General features: G+C 67.7%; 13 protein-coding genes. 7 read left to right on the top strand and 6 right to left on the bottom strand.

The window, feature by feature from the left end; all coding sequences use genetic code 11:
• Nucleotides 1-97 precede the first annotated feature (97 nt).
• A complete protein-coding gene (locus tag LQV16_RS02870) occupies nucleotides 98-874 on the top strand; it encodes a hypothetical protein (RefSeq protein WP_229992432.1) in 777 nt (258 codons plus the stop codon).
• A gap of 245 nt (nucleotides 875-1,119) precedes the next feature.
• On the opposite strand, the gene gabT is transcribed toward LQV16_RS02870, so the two are convergent.
• Both gabT and LQV16_RS02860 read right to left on the bottom strand, forming a co-directional pair.
• On the bottom strand, nucleotides 1,120-2,475 hold the full coding sequence (gabT, locus tag LQV16_RS02865; protein ID WP_229992431.1) for a 4-aminobutyrate--2-oxoglutarate transaminase: 1,356 nt from the start codon (nucleotides 2,473-2,475) through the stop codon (nucleotides 1,120-1,122).
• A gap of 94 nt (nucleotides 2,476-2,569) precedes the next feature.
• Nucleotides 2,570-4,000, bottom strand: coding sequence for a gamma-aminobutyraldehyde dehydrogenase (locus LQV16_RS02860; protein WP_229992430.1), 1,431 nt, complete (start codon nucleotides 3,998-4,000; stop codon nucleotides 2,570-2,572).
• A gap of 146 nt (nucleotides 4,001-4,146) precedes the next feature.
• On the opposite strand from LQV16_RS02860, the gene LQV16_RS02855 reads away from it, so the two are divergent.
• From LQV16_RS02855 to LQV16_RS02830, 6 genes are all read left to right on the top strand, one after another.
• The gene (locus LQV16_RS02855) at nucleotides 4,147-5,589 is read left to right on the top strand and encodes a PucR family transcriptional regulator (RefSeq protein WP_229992429.1); all 1,443 of its coding nucleotides are present in this window, start codon (nucleotides 4,147-4,149) and stop codon (nucleotides 5,587-5,589) included.
• 117 nt (nucleotides 5,590-5,706) lie between these two features.
• Complete coding sequence (locus LQV16_RS02850) at nucleotides 5,707-7,020, top strand: MFS transporter (protein ID WP_229992428.1); 1,314 nt, start codon at nucleotides 5,707-5,709, stop codon at nucleotides 7,018-7,020.
• Nucleotides 7,017-7,697, top strand: a complete 681-nt coding sequence (locus tag LQV16_RS02845; RefSeq protein ID WP_229992427.1) for a FadR/GntR family transcriptional regulator — start codon at nucleotides 7,017-7,019, stop codon at nucleotides 7,695-7,697. Before LQV16_RS02850 ends, LQV16_RS02845 begins: the two co-directional genes overlap by 4 nt.
• Before the next feature lie 355 nt (nucleotides 7,698-8,052).
• A complete protein-coding gene (gene ppk2, locus LQV16_RS02840; protein WP_229992426.1) occupies nucleotides 8,053-8,922 on the top strand; it encodes a polyphosphate kinase 2 in 870 nt (289 codons plus the stop codon).
• Between the two features lie 28 nt (nucleotides 8,923-8,950).
• Nucleotides 8,951-11,719: an HAD-IC family P-type ATPase gene (locus LQV16_RS02835; protein ID WP_229992425.1), complete on the top strand. Its 2,769-nt coding sequence runs from the start codon at nucleotides 8,951-8,953 to the stop codon at nucleotides 11,717-11,719.
• Between the two features lie 23 nt (nucleotides 11,720-11,742).
• Nucleotides 11,743-12,582: a DUF1206 domain-containing protein gene (locus tag LQV16_RS02830; protein ID WP_229992424.1), complete on the top strand. Its 840-nt coding sequence runs from the start codon at nucleotides 11,743-11,745 to the stop codon at nucleotides 12,580-12,582.
• A gap of 95 nt (nucleotides 12,583-12,677) precedes the next feature.
• On the opposite strand, the gene LQV16_RS02825 is transcribed toward LQV16_RS02830, so the two are convergent.
• From LQV16_RS02825 to LQV16_RS02810, 4 genes are all read right to left on the bottom strand, one after another.
• A complete protein-coding gene (locus LQV16_RS02825) occupies nucleotides 12,678-13,679 on the bottom strand; it encodes a DNA topoisomerase IB (protein WP_229992423.1) in 1,002 nt (333 codons plus the stop codon).
• 182 nt (nucleotides 13,680-13,861) lie between these two features.
• Nucleotides 13,862-15,325 carry an FAD-dependent oxidoreductase gene (locus LQV16_RS02820; protein WP_229992422.1) on the bottom strand — a complete coding sequence of 488 codons (1,464 nt, stop codon included), beginning with the start codon at nucleotides 15,323-15,325 and terminating at the stop codon, nucleotides 13,862-13,864.
• A gap of 88 nt (nucleotides 15,326-15,413) precedes the next feature.
• Nucleotides 15,414-16,700, bottom strand: coding sequence for a uroporphyrinogen-III C-methyltransferase (gene cobA, locus LQV16_RS02815; protein ID WP_229992421.1), 1,287 nt, complete (start codon nucleotides 16,698-16,700; stop codon nucleotides 15,414-15,416).
• 123 nt (nucleotides 16,701-16,823) lie between these two features.
• Nucleotides 16,824-17,120, bottom strand: coding sequence for an antibiotic biosynthesis monooxygenase (locus tag LQV16_RS02810; RefSeq protein ID WP_229992420.1), 297 nt, complete (start codon nucleotides 17,118-17,120; stop codon nucleotides 16,824-16,826).
• Nucleotides 17,121-17,341: the final 221 nt, after the last annotated feature.

Raw genomic sequence — 17,341 nt, 5'->3', positions numbered from 1 at the left:
GACTCTAGTCCAGCGGACCCTCCAAAAGGGGGTGACTTATGGCCCTGAGCAGCACAATCTTCAGGCCCTACGCTTGGATGGTCGAGGGGAGCGCATCATGAACGCCATTCGCAACCGCAGGACCGGGACGCAGACCGCGGTACTGGGAACTTTGACGCTCCTGCTGGTCCTGACCGCCTGCACGCCACCGGCGCCGCAGCCCTCCCCCAGCAGCCAGCCGCCGTCGCAGTCCCCGTCCGCCACCGCGACGGCGAGCCCGTCGCCGTCAGCAACCGGCGACGCCGACGAGACGTTACCGCCGCAATCCGGCGACAAAGTGATCTCCTCCACGGTTACCCACGACTGGTCGGTGCCGGGACCGACCACCCCGTTCCACACGGACCACGAGAACCCGGTGCCCATCGCACCTCCGCCGGCGGCACCGCTGCCAACGCTGTACGCGATCGGCGCAGGCCAGCACCCCTCCGACGTCCCGCCGTATGACCAGCTGAGCTTCCGGTTCTCCGGCGGCTTCCCCAGCTACGACGTCGAAGTGGTCCCCGACCTCGTCGATGACGGCAGCGGGCTGCCCATCCCGATGCCCGGCACGGGAACCATCCTCGAAGTGACGTTCCGCGGCGCCCAGTCGCACACCGCGGACGGCACGGCCAGCACCGTGACCAGCGCGCCCGCACCGGCAATCGGGTACCAGGCGCTCACCAGCTACGCGCCGGCCGGGGACTTCGAGGGCGTGCTGAGCTACGGGATCGGCGTCGGCCGTCCGATGAGCACCATCCCGGAGACCAAGGTGCGCGTCACTGAGGTGGAGAAGATCGAGCAGGGCCAGCACCTCTACGTGGTGGCAATCCAGCTGGACGCGACCGCCTGGAAGTAGGGCCGGCAGAAGCAGAAAGCCAGAAAGCCAGAAAGCCAAAAAATGGGACGGCAACCACGTAGCCGGCGGGACGGACGGAAACAACAGGAACAACAGGCACAACAGAAAACGGAGGAGCCGCGGACGATGTGTCCGCGGCTCCTCCGTTGTGTCCCCCGCTGTTCGGGCAAGGCCGGTTTCCGGGAAGGGATTGCCGTCCCGGCAGCCTATTGGGCCGTGGGCTAGTCGGTGTGCTAGTCGGTGGGCTAGGCGTTGGCCTTGATGGCCGCGGCCAGGACCTCGAGGCCGTCCAGCAGCAGTTCGTCGCTGATCACCAGCGGCGGCAGCAGCCGGATGACGTTGCCGTAGGTGCCGCAGGTGAGGATGATGACACCCTCCTTGAGGCAGGCTGCGGCGACGGCCTTGGTCAGCTCCGGGTTCGGCTCCTTGGAACCGGCCTGGACGAGTTCAACGGCCAGCATGGCGCCGCGGCCGCGGACGTCACCGATCACGGGCTGCTGCGTTGCCAGTTCGCGCAGCTTGCCGAGGGCGATCTCTTCGATGTGCTTGGCGCGGCCGTTGAGGTCGTACTGCTCCATCGAACCGATCGAGGCCAGCGCGGCGGCGCACGCCACCGGGTTGCCGCCGTAGGTACCGCCGAGGCCGCCCGGGTGGACGGCGTCGAGGAGGTCGGCACGGCCGGTGATGGCGGAGAGCGGCATGCCACCGGCGATGCCCTTGGCCATGGTGATGATGTCCGGGACAACACCTTCGTGGTTCACGGCGAACCATTCGCCGGTGCGGCAGAAGCCGGACTGGACCTCATCGGCGATGAAGACGATGCCCTTGTCCTTGGCCCAGTCCGCCAGCGCGGGCAGGAACCCGTCGGCGGGGACAATGAAGCCGCCCTCGCCCTGGATGGGTTCGATGATGATCGCGGCCACCTGCTCGCCGCCAATCTGCTTCTCGATCATGGTGATGGCGCGCTTGGCGGCCTCGGCACCGGTGATCTCCGGGTTTTCCTCGCGGAACGGGTAGCTCATCGGCATGCGGTAGACCTCGGGCGCGAACGGGCCGAAGTTGGTCTTGTACGGCATGGCCTTGGCCGTCAGCGCCATGGTCAGGTTGGTGCGGCCGTGGTAGGCGTGGTCGAACGCGACGACGGCGTCCCGGCCGGTGGCCAGGCGGGCCACCTTGACGGCGTTTTCGACAGCCTCGGCGCCGGAGTTGAACAGCACTGTGCGCTTTTCGTGGTCGCCCGGGGTCAGGCGGTTCAGCTGCTCGGCCACGGCAACATAGCCCTCGTACGGGGTGACCATGAAGCAGGTGTGGGTGAAGTGCTCCACGGCTTCCTTCACGGCCCCGACGACGGCGGGGTCCGAGGCGCCGACGCTTGTCACCGCGATGCCGGAGCCGAGGTCGATGAAGGAGTTGCCGTCGACGTCGTGGATGATGCCGCCGTCGGCGTCGGCCACGAAGACCGGGACGCTGGACGCGACGCCGGCGGCGACGACCGCCTTGCGGCGCTCGGTCAGGGCAACGGACTTGGGGCCCGGGAAGTCGGCCTGGACGCGGCGCTTCTGCTCGAGCCGGTAGGTGATGTCATGTGCGGTGGTGGTCATGGGAAAGCCTTTCTAAGCGTGCGGTTGAGGCGCGCCAGTTATGCGTCAGGTTCAGTTAGGCAGCCGCGTCATGCGTCGGCGTTATGCATCTGCGTTAGGCGTCGAGCGCACTCATCACGTGCTTGATACGGGTGTAGTCCTCGACGCCGTACATGGACAGGTCCTTGCCGTAGCCGGACTGCTTGAAGCCTCCGTGCGGCATTTCGGCGGTCAGGAGAATGTGCGTGTTGATCCAGACGGCGCCGAAGTCGAGGTCCCGGCTCAGGCGCATCGCGGTGCCGTGGTTGGTCGTCCAGACGCTGGAGGCCAGGGCGTAGTCGACGTCGTTGGCCAGCTCCACTGCCTCGTCCTCGGTGCTGAACTTCTGCACCGTGATGACCGGGCCGAACGTTTCCTTCTGGACAATGTCATCGCTCTGCTTGGCGCCGGTGACAATCGTGGGTTCGAAGAAGAAGCCCTTCTCGCCCGCGCGGTGGCCGCCCGTCTCGATCTTGCAGTTCGCCGGCAGGTGCTCGACAACGGACGTGACCGCGTTGAAGTGGTTGACGTTGTTCAGCGGGCCGAAGTAGTTGTCCTCGTCGTTCTGCGAACCCGTGTGCAGGGTCTTGGTGTGCTCCACCATGGCGGCGACGACGTCGTCGTGCACCGAATCCTGGACCAGGACCCGGGTGATCGCCGTGCAGTCCTGGCCGGCGTTGAAGAAGGCGAACTCGGCGATCGCCGCGGCGCTCTTCTTGATGTCGGCGTCGGCGAACACAATGGCCGGGGCTTTGCCGCCGAGTTCCAGGTGGGCGCGCTTGAGTCCCCTGGCGGCGCCCGAGGCGACGGCGATGCCGGCGCGGACGGACCCGGTGATGGAGACCAGGCCCGGGACCTTGTGCTCCACCATCATGGCGCCGGTCTCGCCGGTACCCAGGACAACGTTCAGGACGCCGGCCGGGAAGATTTCACCGGCGAGCCGGGCCAGCACCAGGGTGGATTCCGGGGTGGTGTCCGAGGGCTTGAGGACCACGGTGTTGCCGGCGGCCAGGGCGGGCCCGATCTTCCAGATGGCCATGAGGAAGGGGTAGTTCCACGGGGCCACCTGGGCCACGACGCCGATCGGTTCCCGCCGCACGTAGGAGGTGTGGCCTTCGAAGTACTCGCCGGCGGACTTGCCTTCCATGATGCGGGCCGCGCCGGCGAAGAAGCGCAGCTGGTCGGCGCCCGCGGCCACTTCCTCGGAGGCGATCAGGGAGCGGACCTGGCCGGTGTTGCGGTGCTGGGCCTCCACGAGCTCGTCGCTGTTGGCCTCGACGGCATCCGCGAGCTTGAGCAACATGAGCTGCCGCTGCCCGGGCGTGGCGTGCTTCCAGCTCTTGAAGGCGTTGTTGGCTGCTGTCATGGCGGCGTCGACGTCGGCCTGCACCGAGATCGGCGCCTGCGCCACCACGTCGCCGTTGGTGGGGTTCACGATGGGCAGCAACCCTGTGCCGGCGGGGGTGACGAACTCGCCGTTAATGAAGTTCTGCAAGGTTTGAACCACGGTGTACAACCTCTTTCTTACTGCCAATGACGGATGTGTGACTGGTCACGAGCCTATGCCAGCGGGGCAAGCCAGGGAATAGGCACCTGCACACCATGCTCGGCACACTTTAGTGCGCTTGACCAGCACCCGGCTATCCTGAATCCATGGCCATTTCACTCGCCGCCCTGCTGGGAGTTCCGTCCCTGAATCTCACCAAGGCCGGCCTCGCCGAAACCACCTGGCACCAGGACATTCACTGGGTGGCCGTCACCGAACAGGAGGACCCGCAGCGCTTCCTCAACGGCGGCGAACTGATCCTGACGACGGGGATGCGGCTCAAGAGCGCCGCGGAGCAGCGCCGGTTCGTGCGTCAGGTCCAGCGGGCAGGAGCGGTGGGCATCGGGTTCGGGGTAGGCCTGACGCACGACGCCGTGCCGCCTGCCCTGATCGCCGAGGCCAACCGGTGGGGGCTGCCGGTGGTGGAGGTGCCCTACGAAACGCCTTTCATCGCGATCGGAAAGCTCGTGGCCGACGCCCAGTCCGCGGACCACCTGGTCAAGCTCGAGCGGCTCATCGCCGGGCACCAGATCCTGGCCCGCGCCCTGCTGACCGGCGGCGGCCTCGCCGAACTCCTGAAACACCTGGGCTCGATGCTGCGCACCGAGATCGTCCTGACCCAGTTCACCGCCCAGCTGTACAACAGCGTGCCCGGCCATCCGGCGCCCAAGGCCGAGGGCTGGGCGTCCTACCCCATCCCCACAGGCCGCCGCGACGCCTGCACCCTGTGGGTGAAGCAGCCGTTCGAGGACTCGGGCATCGTGGGCTACGCCCAAAACCTGATCAGCGTTGAGCTCAACAACATGGTCAAGCAGCGGCAGGCCCAGCGGGCGCTGGCCGGCCAGGTCCTGGACGACGTCATCCACGGGACGCTGGAGGCCAGCGAAGCCACCCGGCGCCTGGCCGGGGTCGGCATCAACAGCACCCGCAAGAACGTGGTCCTGCTCGCCGAATCGGCCGCCCACCAAAAACAGCTGGGGAGTTCTTCCCTGCCCCAGCCGCTCGAGGCGGCGGTCAGCGCCGTCGTCGGGAAGGACCTCGTGGTGGTGATGCCCGACGACGGCAGCGGCGCCAGCACCCTCGCCCGCAGCCTCAGCGACCATCTGGCCGAGGCCGGGATCCACGCCACGATCGGCATTGGCGGGGCCTACACCAAGCCCAACGGCCTGCGCTGGAGCTATTTCGAGGCACGCGACGCGGCCAGCCACGGCCTGCCGGTCAACGAGCCCGAGCGGCTGAGCCTGACCTCGCTGCTGCTGGCCAGCGAGGACGTTCCGCTGGCGGACATGGCCAACGAATCATTGAACCCGCTGCGGGCCTTCGACGCGGCGCACGGCGCCGAACTCCTGGCCACACTGGAAAGCTACCTCGGCAACAACGGCTCGGTGGCGGCCGTCGCCGAGGAACTCACCCTGCACCGCAATACGGTCCGCTACCGGCTGGCGCAGATCACCGAACTCACCGGCTACGACCCCGCGCAGACAGCGGACCGGGTGCAGCTCTGGCTCGCACTCTCGGTGCAGCGGCTCAGCGCCCGGCACCCGCGCTGACCACCGTCCGCGCCACACCCCGGGCAAGGCGGGGTCACATCGCGCTGGGGTTGTCACTTTCCGAGATATTCGCCACTAAAGGCTGAACCTCAAACATCAAACGTCTAACCTTTAGGTATGGCTAGCAGCACGGCGGTTTCCGCACTTTCCCAGACAGCTCCACCCGGCGCGGTCCGCCCGCGCGGCGTGATCGTGGCCGGCGTCGTGGCGCTCGTGCTCATTGGGCTCAACCTGCGCGCCGGGATCACCGGCGCCGCCGCGCTCTTCCACGACCTGCAGGCCGTCCTGGGCTACGGCCCGCTGATCGCAGCCCTGATCCCCTCGATCCCCACGCTGTGTTTCGCGGTGGCCGGAGCTGCCACGTCCTGGCTTACCCGGCAGCTGGGACTGGAAAAAGCCATCCTGCTTTCGCTCGTGATGCTGGCGGCGGGGCTGCTGCTGCGCGGAGTTCCGTCCACCGGGATGCTGCTGGCCGGCACCGTGGCGGGGATGTCCGGGCTGGCCATCTGCAACGTGGCCATGCCCTCCTTCATCAGGGTGCACTTCGCGGACCGCACATCCCTCATGACCGCCGTCTACACCTTGACCATGACCACAGGCGCCACCGTCACCGCCGTGCTGATCGTTCCCGTGGCCCAGGCCCTTGGCTCACCCTCGGCCGGCGTCGGCTCCATCGGCTTCCTGGCCCTGGGCGCCTGCCTCGGCTTCATTCCGATCGCGGTGCACGCCCACCGCAACGCATCCGCCGGCAAGGCCGCCCGGGTTTCCCCCTGGCCCCTGCTGCGTACCCGCACCGGCGCGCTGATCACCCTCGGCTTTACGGTGCAGGCGCTGCTGGCCTATGCCGTGCTCAGCTGGTTCCCCTACATGCTGGCCACGATGGGCCTCACGGCCTCCGACAGCGGGCTCATGTTCGGACTCATGCAGCTCGTCTCCGTCCCCGCCGGCATGGTGCTGGTCGCCATCGGCTCACGCCCCCGGATGCTTCGGACAGCGTTCTACCTGGCCACTGTGACCATGGCCCTCGGCGTCCTGGCCATGCTGGTCCTGCCGGCTGCATTGGCTCCACTGACCGCGGTGCTGCTGGGCTTCGGCCTCGGCATCTTCCCGCTGGTCATGGTGATGATCAGCCGCAGCGGCCGCACTACGGCCGAGACCACCGCGCTGTCCACCGTGGCCCAGTCCGCCGGGTATCTGCTGGCGACCCTCGGGCCGTTCGGCATGGGCCTGCTGCACAGCGCCACCAACTCCTGGACGCTGCCCTTGGCCCTCCTGCTGGCAGTGGCCCTCGGCCAGATCGCGGTAGGCCATCTCCTGTCGGCGGGGCCGAAGGAACTGCGGGCCAAAGAACAGCGGGCCAAGGAACTGCGGGCCGCCGCTTGGCACACTCCAGAAGGAACTGCGCACTCCCCGGAAGGAACATTGCGATGACACTCACTGCCTCGCACCGGACGCCGCTGGCGGAGGAAATCACTGCCAAGCTGCGGGCCCTGATCCACTCGGGCGAGTGGCCGCTGCAGCAGCGCATTCCGGCCGAACCTGAGTTGATGGCCGCGTTCGGGGTCTCCCGCGGAACCCTGCGCGAGGCCATCAAGGCGCTCGCCCACAGCGGAATGCTCGAGGTCCGCCGCGGGGACGGCACGTACGTCCGCGCCACGAGCGAGATCGCAGGCGCCACACAGCGGATGTACGAAGACCACTCCCAGGAGCACATCCTCGAGGTCCGGGTCGGGCTGGACACCCAGGCGGCCCGGCTTGCCGCCCGTCACGCGACGGCCGAGGACGTCACCGCCCTGCGCGGCCTGCTCACCGCCCGCCGTGTCGCCTGGCTGGCCGCGGACTATCCCTCGTGGGCCCGCGCCGACTGGGACTTCCATGTGCGCGTGGCGCAGGCGTCCGCCAACCCGCTGCTGCATGAGCTGTATGTCAGCTTCGGCAGTGTTTTCCACAATGATCTGCTCCGCCAGCAGCGGCGGGGAGGCTTCAACGGCCTGCCGCTCGAGGGCCACGACGAACTCGTGGCCGCGATTGCCGCCCGCGACGAGGCTGCCGCCGTCGAGAGCGTCACCCGGAACCTGAACTCCTGCGCCGAATGGCTCCAGGAGTAGCCTCCTAAGGGTTTTCCCAAGGTGACCGGAAGATGCTCTGTCTCAGTGGCGGCCGCCACTCGCGCACCGGCCTCGGGGCCAGGCTCGCGGCCACGCGGATCCCCGTCATCATCGGCGCCAACGCCGAGTCCAGACGGCCGGCCCCTGCGCCCAGCAGCAGGGGCCGGCTCGACTGTGGCGCGCGGTTCCGCGGGCACCCCAATAGGGTCTTAGTGCCGTAGACCGCGTCCCGACCTCGGTCAACACTAAGAGTGGTAGCACGCTGCGCGAGGGTGCCCGCGACAAGGGTGTCTGCACTTCCGCCCCATCCCCCGGGACTAAGTGCGGTCGCATCGAATCTTGTAGTGCCGCTGCTGTGATTTACCTCAGCAAGTACGCCGCGAGGAGGTCGATGGTGGGCAAGAAGAAGAAAAAGACCAAGAGCGCCGACGGACAGGACGAGCAGGCCGGCAAGAAAATGCGCCGCAAGAAGTACGAAGCGGAGATGGCTGTCCTGCAAGGCGAACTGGTCGCCATGCAGGAGTGGGTAAAGTCCACCGGAGCCAAGGTCTGCATCGTCTTCGAGGGCCGCGACACGGCCGGCAAGGGCGGCACGATCAAGCGCATCGTCGAACGCGTGAGCCCCCGGGTCTTCCGGGTGGTGGCGCTCCCCACACCGACGGAGCGGGAGAAATCCCAGATGTACCTCCAGCGCTACATGTCGCACTTCCCGGCGGCCGGCGAGGTGGTCATCTTCGACCGCAGCTGGTACAACCGTGCCGGCGTCGAGCCCGTGATGGGCTTCTGCACCCCCGAGCAGACCGAGCGGTTCCTGAACATGACTCCGATGGTGGAGAAGGCGATGGTCGACTCCGGAATCATCCTGATCAAGTACTGGCTCGAGGTCAGCGAAGACGAGCAGACCCGGCGGCTTGAGAGCCGTATGGACGATCCGCGCAAGACGTGGAAGTTGTCGCCCATGGATCTGAAGTCCTACAGCCGGTGGTACGACTACTCCCGGGCCAGGGACGCCATGTTCGAGGCGACCGACACCGCATGGGCACCTTGGTACGTCGCGAACAACGACGTCAAGAAGCGCGGCCGGCTCAACATCATCAGCCACCTGCTCAGCCAGGTTCCCTACGAGCCGTACGCCGGGCTCGACGTCGAACTCCCCAAGCGTCAGAAGGCCGGCGACTACCGTGAACCCACGCTGGCTGTCCGGCAAATCCCGACACCATTCTGAGTAGCGTCCCGGCGATGAGGAGAAAGTCATGACCGACAATCCCGGAGCAGCAGCAGAGTTGACTGCGACCGACGCGGACGCGACGTGGTACGCGCTCTCACCCGGCGAGGCCGCGGGCCGGCTGGGCGTTGATCCGTCCCTCGGGCTGAGCACGGCCGAGGCGGAGCAGCGGCTGCAGGAGCACGGCCTAAACGCCCTGGCGGCCGCGAAACCGGAGCCTGTGTGGAAGCGGTTTTTCAAGCACTACAAGGACTACATGCAGATTGTGCTCGTGGTCGCGGCCTTGGTCAGCCTGGTGATCGAGGAGTACGGGACCGCCGTCGGCCTCGCCTTGCTGACGCTGTTCAACGCTTGGTTGGGCTATCACCAGGAAGGAAAGGCCGAGGCGGCCGCCGCTTCCTTGGGGCAAATGATGAAGTCGATGGCCAAGGTGCGCCGCGACGGCGACATCGTGGAGCTGCCCGCCGACCAGATCGTGCCCGGGGACATCGTGGTGGTCGACGCCGGCGACCGGGTCCCGGCCGACGGGCGGGTGATCCTGGCCGCGACCCTGCAGATCGAGGAGGGCGCCCTGACCGGGGAAAGCGTGGCGGTCGAGAAGGACACCCCGGCCATCAGGCGGCACGACGTCGGCATCGGAGACCGCTTGAACATGGCGTTCATGAACACCAACGTGACCCGGGGCCACGGCGAGATCCTTGTCACCACCACGGGCATGGGCTCTGAGGTCGGCCACATCGCCCACATGCTGGCCGGCCAAAAGACGGAGAAAACCCCGCTCACCAAACAGGTGGACCGGCTCACCATTTTCATTATCGTCGCCGCACTTTTCGCCTTCGTCGCGATCGTGGTGATGGGCCTGGCCCAGGGCGAATCCTTCGCGGTGCTCTTCGGGATCGGTGTGGCGTTGGCGGTCGGCTCGATCCCTGATGCGCTGCCAGCCGTCGTCACCACGATCCTGTCCGTCGGCTCGGTCAACATGGCCAAGAAGAATGCCATCATGAAGGTCCTGCCCGCGGTCGAGACACTCGGATCCACGTCGGCGATCAACTCGGACAAGACGGGCACCCTGACCCTGAACCAGATGACTGTGCGCGAGATCACCACCGTCCAGCATCATTACACCGTGAGCGGTGAGGGCTACAGCTTCGACGGCCAGGTCAAACGGACCACCGGCGACGCCGAGCGGGACCTGGACTATGTCATGTTCTCTTGCGCCTTGTGCAACGACTCCGACATCCAGGACGGCGAGGTCGTGGGAGACCCCACGGAGGCTGCACTATTCGTGCTCGCGCAGAAGGGCGGCGTGGACGTCCGGGAGTTCCGCCGAAATAACCCGCGCGTGGCGTCGGTACCCTTCGACTCCGACTACAAGTTTATGGCCACGTTCCACCTGATGCCCGGTGCCCACGGCCGTTTCGTGATCCGTGCCTACGTGAAGGGGGCTCCCGACGTCCTCCTCGACAGGTCATCCTTCGGCCGAATGCCGGGCGGCCGCGCCGAACCCCTCACGGAGGAGATGCGCGCGAAAGTGCTCGCCGAGAACGACCGCATCGCGGGCCAGGGCAGGCGGGTGCTCGCCCTGGCCCAGCGCGAGTTCGACCCCGCGACGTTCGATCCGACGGGCGACCTTATGGCGCTCATGCAAGACCTGGAGATTTCGGCACTGATTGGCGAGGTCGACCCGCCGCGGGCCGAGGCAGTGGCCGCCATTGCCACAGCCAAGCACGCCGGCATCCGGGTCCGGATGATCACCGGCGACCATGCCGTCACCGCGGCGGCGATCGCCGACGAACTGGGCATCAGGGGCCGCGCGGTGACCGGCGCCGAGTTCGCTGCGATGAGCGACGCGGAAGCCGACAGCGAGGTGGACGGGATCGGCGTGATCGCCCGGGTGGCGCCCGAGCACAAGGTCAGGCTGGTCGAGGTGCTCAAGCGCAAGGGCAACATTGTCGCGATGACCGGCGACGGCGTGAACGACGCACCAGCCATTGCCGCGGCCGATATCGGGATCGCGATGGGCATCACGGGCACGGACGTCGCCAAGGGAGCGGCGAAGATGATCCTGGCCGACGACAACTTCGCCACGATCGTGAGCGCGGTCGAGCAGGGCAGGCTCGTGTATGACAACCTGCAGAAGTTCATCCGCATCCAGGTCGCCAACCTGTTCATGTTCATCCTGGCCTTCATCGGCTCGTCGGCGTTCGCGATCGCCGGAACCGCGCTGCTCAGCCCGGCGCAGGTGCTGTGGATCCACATGGCGATCGTCGCCCCCATTGGGGCCGTGATGGGCCTGGACCTCGCGACGCCGGGCATCATGGACCGCAAGCCCCGGCCGTTCAACCAGCCGATCATCGTCCGGTCGATGATGGTGCGCCTGTTCGTCGTCGGGCTGTTCATGGCGGCCGCGACGCTGATCATCGTGCAGATTGGCAAGACCAGCTACGGCTCACTCGAGGTGGGCCAGAGCATGGCCCTGGTTGGCCTGGGGCTGATGAACATCACCGTCGCCCTCAACCTGCGTTTCCCCGAGGAAAGCGCCTTCGGGCCGTCCACCGTCTCCAACCCGAAGCTGCTCTGGGCATTCGCTTGGGCAGTGGTCGGCTCGATGCTGATCACTCAGATCCGCGTGCTGCAGGACCTGTTCGGCACCGTCCCCCTGACCGGTGCGCAGTGGCTGATTTGTCTGGTGCCGGCCGTGGTGCTGCTGCTCCTTGGCGAACTGTTCAAGCTGATCCTGCGGGCCAGGCGCCCGAAGGAACTGGCCAGGCACCAGGCTGCGGCCGTTCCTGCCTGACGGCATCTGCAACCGCTGAGGGCATGGCCAAAGAAGATTCCGGGATCCAAGCCGCCATCGGCGGCGCCGCCGACGCCGCCGAGGCGGCGTCGAACAGCAGCTGGCTCGACGCCGTCGCGCGTTCGGGATTCGCCGTGATGGCCCTGCTGCATATCGTGATCGGCGCCATTGCCATCGCCCTGGTCCTGGGCGCGCCCGGCCAGGCCGAACCCACCGGCGCCATCGAACAACTCGCCGCCAACCCCTGGGGTCCGGCCGTGATGTGGGTGGCCTGCATCGCCTGCGGGGGCCTCTCGCTCTGGCAGCTGAGCGAAGCGACCCTCCGGGGCCGCCACCTGCCGCGCAGGGAACAGTTGGGCAAACTCATCTCCTCCGGCTTCCTCGCCATAGCGTACGGGAGCGTCGGGCTGAGCTTCGCGGGCTTCGCACTGGGCCAGCGCGGCGATTCGGGCGACTCGACGCGGGACTTCAGCACTGCCCTGGTCCAGTCCCCGTTCGGCGTTCCGGCCTTGGTCGGCCTCGGGCTGACCATCATCGGGATCGGCGTGTACTTCATCGTCAAGGGCTGCGGGAAGAAGTTCAAGGAGGAATTGCAGCACTTCGAGGGGACCCACCGCGGCAAACTGATCAGCGTGCTCGGAGTCACCGGGCATGTCGCGAAGGGGTTGGCGCTGCTCCTGACCGGGCTGTTGTTCGTCATCGCCGCGGCCACCAACAACCCCAGTTCCTCCACCGGCCTGGACGGCAGCCTCAAGGCACTCCGGGACCACCCCTTCGGCCCGTACCTGCTCCTGGCGATCGGGGCAGGGTTCATCGCCTACGGCGTGTTCGCCCTGGTCCGGGCGCGCTTCGGCCGGATGTAGCGGCGCCGCCGGAAGCAGCCAGAGTCGCCGGCGGGCAGCAGAGCCGGCGGCCGGCAGCAGAGCGGGCGGCGCGGGCAGCACGCCGGACCGGCGTACTAGCCTGCGGCCTTTTGCAGCGGAACCACATCGCCTTCCTGGTACAGCAAGGCGCGGATCTCGGACTCGGCGGAATCGGGCCGCTTCGGGTCGATCGTCTCCCCCGCCGCGAAGTGGTCCAGCAGCCTTGGATCCACATAGCTTTTCCGGGCGATCGACGGCGTGTTGCCCAGGACCGAGGCCGCGTCCTGCATGGCGCGGCTCACCGCACTCTTCCGGGCCGAGACTTTCGCCTGCGGACCGCTCTGCGCCAGGCTGACGGCTGCCGCCGCCGTCCCCCGCAGGGTGCGGAAGTCCTTGGCGGTGAAGTCCTCCCCCGTGCGCTCCTTGACGTACTCGTTGATGTCCGCGCTGGACACCGGATGCCAGCTGCGGCCGTCCTTGTACGCCAGCAGCCGGGCCTTGCCGCCGCGCCGCTTGAGCTGGCGGACGACGGCGGCGAGGTCGGCGTCGTCGATCCGCGACTCCCAGGTTTTGCCGCTCTTGGCTGGGAAACTGAGCCGGAGCTCGTCCTTGCGCACCTTGACGTGGGCGCAGAGCAGGGTGGCGAGCCCGTGGCTGCCGTTTTCGTTGGTGTAGCGCTCGGAGCCGACCCGCAGCGATCCGCTGTCGAGCATCCGAAAGGCGGCCGCCAGCACCCGTTCCCGGGTCAGCCCCTCGGAGCGCAGGTCCATGGTCACCAGGCGGCGTGCGGCCGGCAGCGTCTCGGCCAGCTGGAGCGAACGGTCGAACTTCAGCCGGTCCTTCCGCTCCCGCCAGCTCGGATGGTAGATGTACTGCCGCCGGCCCACCGCGTCGACCCCCGTGGCCTGGATGTGCCCGTTGTCGTACGGGGCAATCCAGACGTCCGTCCAGGCCGGCGGGATCCCGATGCCCTCCAGCCGCTCCCGCACGGGACCGGGCGGCAGGGTGGACCCGTCCAGGTCCTTGTAGCTGAACCCGGTCCCCGCGGGGACCCGGCGGTATCCGCGGCCGGACGCGTTGCTGTGACGGAGCCTCATTGGCCGGCCCCGCATTGGCCGGCCCCGCGCGAATCGTGCTCACCCATGACGGTAAGCTTACTGACTACCGCCCGGGTTGCCACGCAAAGCAAACAACGCGGGGCCGCCTCGCGCCCATGATCCCGCCGGCGGGGATGGGCGGGAAGTAACCCCGCGTTGTTCTGCGTTGGCCTGCGTTGAGGCTAGACCTCGACGGCGGCGCCGCGGGAGATCTCTACCATGTCCTCGCGGGGCACCACCTTGATGCGCTCGCGCTGGACGGCGACGCCGTGCGACTCGCCGGCTGCGGTGGCCTTCTCGCCCAGGGCGCGCTCGTGCTCGTCCAGGGCCAGCCAGCCTTCCCAGCTGGTGTACTCGACGCCGCGGCCCGCCAGCAGTTCCACGATCGCCTCGGGGGCGGGTGTGGCGGCCAGGGGCAGGTTTTCGCGGTCCTCGAGCAGGTAGGTCACCGTTTCGAGGGCGTCACCCTTGGTGTGGCCGATCAGTCCCACCGGCCCGCGCTTGATCCAGCCGGTCGCGTAGATCCCCGGGACGTGGGTGCCGGCGGCGTCCAGGACGCGGCCGCCGTCGTTCGGGACAACGCCCTTGCTGTGGTCGAACTCGACCTCCGGGAGGGCGGAACCGAAGTAGCCGATGGCGCGGTACACGGCCTGGACCGGGTAGTCGACAAACTCGCCAGTGCCGCGGGCATTGCCGGTGCCGTCCAGTTCGGTGCGCTCGAACTTGATCCCGGCGACGCGGCCGGGAGCCTCGGCGCCGTCGTAGACCTCCACCGGGCTGTGCAGGAAGTGCAGGTGCAGCCGGCGGGACGCGGTGAGCTCGGAGAGGTCCTCGGGCTGTTCGGCGATCCAGTTGGTGAGCGTGCCCACCATGGTCTTGGTCTGGTTGTTGCTCTGGATCTGCCGGTCGGACTCGGCGTCGAACTCGAAGTCCTCGGCGTAGAGGATGATGTCGACGTCCTTGGAGTGGGAGAGTTCGCGCAGCTCCAGGGGCGTGAACTTGACCTGGGCCGGCCCGCGCCGGCCGAACACGTGCACATCCGTGACGGGCGAGGACTTCAGCCCGGCGTAGACGTTGTCCGGGATTTCGGAGACCAGGAGGTCGTCGGCGTGCTTGGAGAGCATGCGGGCCACGTCCAGGGCCACGTTGCCGTTGCCGATCACGGCGATTTCCTTGGCCTCCAGCGGCCATTCGCGGGACACGTCAGGGTGGCCGTCGTACCAGGACACGAAGTCGGCGCCGCCGTAGGAACCCTCGAGCTCGATGCCGGGGATGTTGAGGTCCGCGTCCTTGATGGCGCCGGTGGCGAAGATGACGGCGTCGTAGTGGGTGCGGAGGTCACCGATGGAGAGGTCCGTGCCGTAGTCCACGTTGCCGAAGAAACGGATGTCGCCGCGGTCCAGGACCTTGTGCAGGGCGTTGACGATGCCCTTGATGCGGGGGTGGTCGGGGGCCACGCCGTAGCGGATCAAGCCGTAGGGTGCCGGGTAGCGGTCGAAGAGGTCGATGCTGACGGTGAGCTCGCCGCTCTTGACGGCCTCGCTCTTGGTCAGGATGTCCGCGGCGTAGACGCCGGCGGGACCGGAGCCGACGACGGCAACGCGCAGCGGTCGGGCGGCGGTTCCTACAGGGGTGTTCGTTGACACGGCTGTGTTCCTTTTTCTTCTGCATCCGTTGCTCCACAACTGCCCTTTTGAGGCTTGATAACGGCAGTTGTGGAGCAATCGACGGGTGTTAGGGGGTCAGTACGCGGGTCTTGGTGGTGCGGGGAGCATTCGGGGAGGTGGTGCTGTAGTCCGCGGTCTTGAAGTGCGACGGCGCGAACGGGCTGACGCGGACCACGTCGCCGATCACGATCACGGCGGGGTTCGCGACGCCGGCGGCCTCCGCCTGGTCCGCGATGGTCCCGAGAGTTCCGATGGTCACCCGCTGGTTCGGCAGGTATCCATTCTCTACGATGCCAACAGGCGTCCCCTGAGGCAAACCGGCGCGGGCCAGGGAGGCTGCGGAATCGCGCAGCTGGCCCACGCCCATGAGCAGGATCACAGTGTGGTCGGCCCGGGCCGGGACTTCGGAGAGTTCCTCGTGGCCAGTGACCACGCTAAAGCCTTTGGCGAGCCCGCGGTGTGTGACCGGGATGCCAGCTGCGGCCGGGACGGAAATGGCCGAGGTGACGCCGGGAACCACTTCCACCTCGACGCCGTGCTGCCGGCAGAATTCGGCTTCCTCTCCGCCGCGGCCCAGGACGTATGGGTCGCCGCCCTTGAGCCGGACCACACGGTGGCCCTGCACGGCTTCCTCGACCAGGATCCGGTTGATCTCAGACTGCGGCACGGGATGGTGGCCGGGGGTCTTGCCGACCTCGATCACGCGGACGTCGGGGGCCAGTTCGGCCAGGAGTTCACGCGGGCCGAGCCGGTCCGCCACCACGACGTCGGCCTGGCCCAGGAGCCGGCGGCCGCGGACGGTGATGAGTCCGGTGTCGCCGGGACCGCCGCCCACGAGGGCCACTGATCCGGCGGTTGCACCTGTGCCGGCCACACGGTGCCGGCGCAGCGGCAGGTCCCCGGTGTCCAGTGCGGTGGCGACGGCGTCGCGCAGGGCCATGGCGCGGCGCGGGTCTCCGCCGGCGTTGACGGCGATCTTGACGTCGTCCACCACGGCGACGGCGGGCGTCCAGGCGGCGGAAGCTTCGTGGTCGGAGGCGTTGACGCACCAGATGCGCTGCGCCTCGGCGTCGGCCGAGACCTGCGCGTCCACGGCGGCGTCGCCGGTGGCGGTCTGGACGAACCAGACGCCGTCGACGTCGGTGGGGCGGTACGGGCGGGGCTCCCAGTTCAGGAGGCCGGCGGTGGCAAGTTCAGCCAGGGCCGGGCAGGCGACCGGTGCCACGACGGTGACGCGGGCTCCGGCGTCGAGCAGCCCCTTGGTGCGCCGGGCGGCCACCGGTCCGGCGCCGACCACCAGCACGGGGCGGCCGAGGAGGCGCAGCGCCGTGGGGTAAATGTCCTGAATTGCCATGCATCGACGATAGGGCGGCGTCACAGAGCGGAACAACGGTACGGAAACACCAGTTCACGCAAGGTAATGCCGCGTCACATTGTGGCAATCGCCGCTCCTGATCTGCGGCGGCCGGCGGCGCCCCTATTTCACGGCGATGAGTTCGATCAGCTTGATGTCCGGATCCTTGGCGAGCATGGCGGGACCGTGTTCGCCGAGGGCGGCGGGGATGGCACCGCCCAGGTGGGCCTGCCGGTCCTCCTCGGTATCGAAGGTGTCGAAAATGCCGAAGGTGTTCTCATTGACCCGGAAGGCGTACCAGGTACGCGTTCCGGGCTCGTTGAGCACGATCTCGCGGCCCCCGTTCAGGAAGTCCCAGACATCCTGTTCCTTCCCGGCTTTGGCTTCGACCAGGGCCAGCACGCCAAATTTTGCTGCCACAGCGACCTCCTTGGAAACAGTCGTAAAAACAGTCTTGGAATGAGCCGCAACCCGGCCTATAGGCGTGAGTGTAGGCCCGCGCCTGAGCCCGGGCAAGGAGCCAACGCAAAAGCAACGCGGGGGTCACTTACCACCGATAGACCCGAGGAATATCGGCGGTAAGTGACCCCCGCGTTGCTGCGGAGGGGTGGTGGTGCGGAGGCGGGTGGAGGGGTTGTTAG

This window comes from Arthrobacter sp. Bi26, assembly GCF_918697925.1.
Taxonomy (GTDB): Bacteria; Actinomycetota; Actinomycetes; order Actinomycetales; family Micrococcaceae; genus Arthrobacter.
This window is presented reverse-complemented; position numbering and strand designations above follow the sequence as displayed.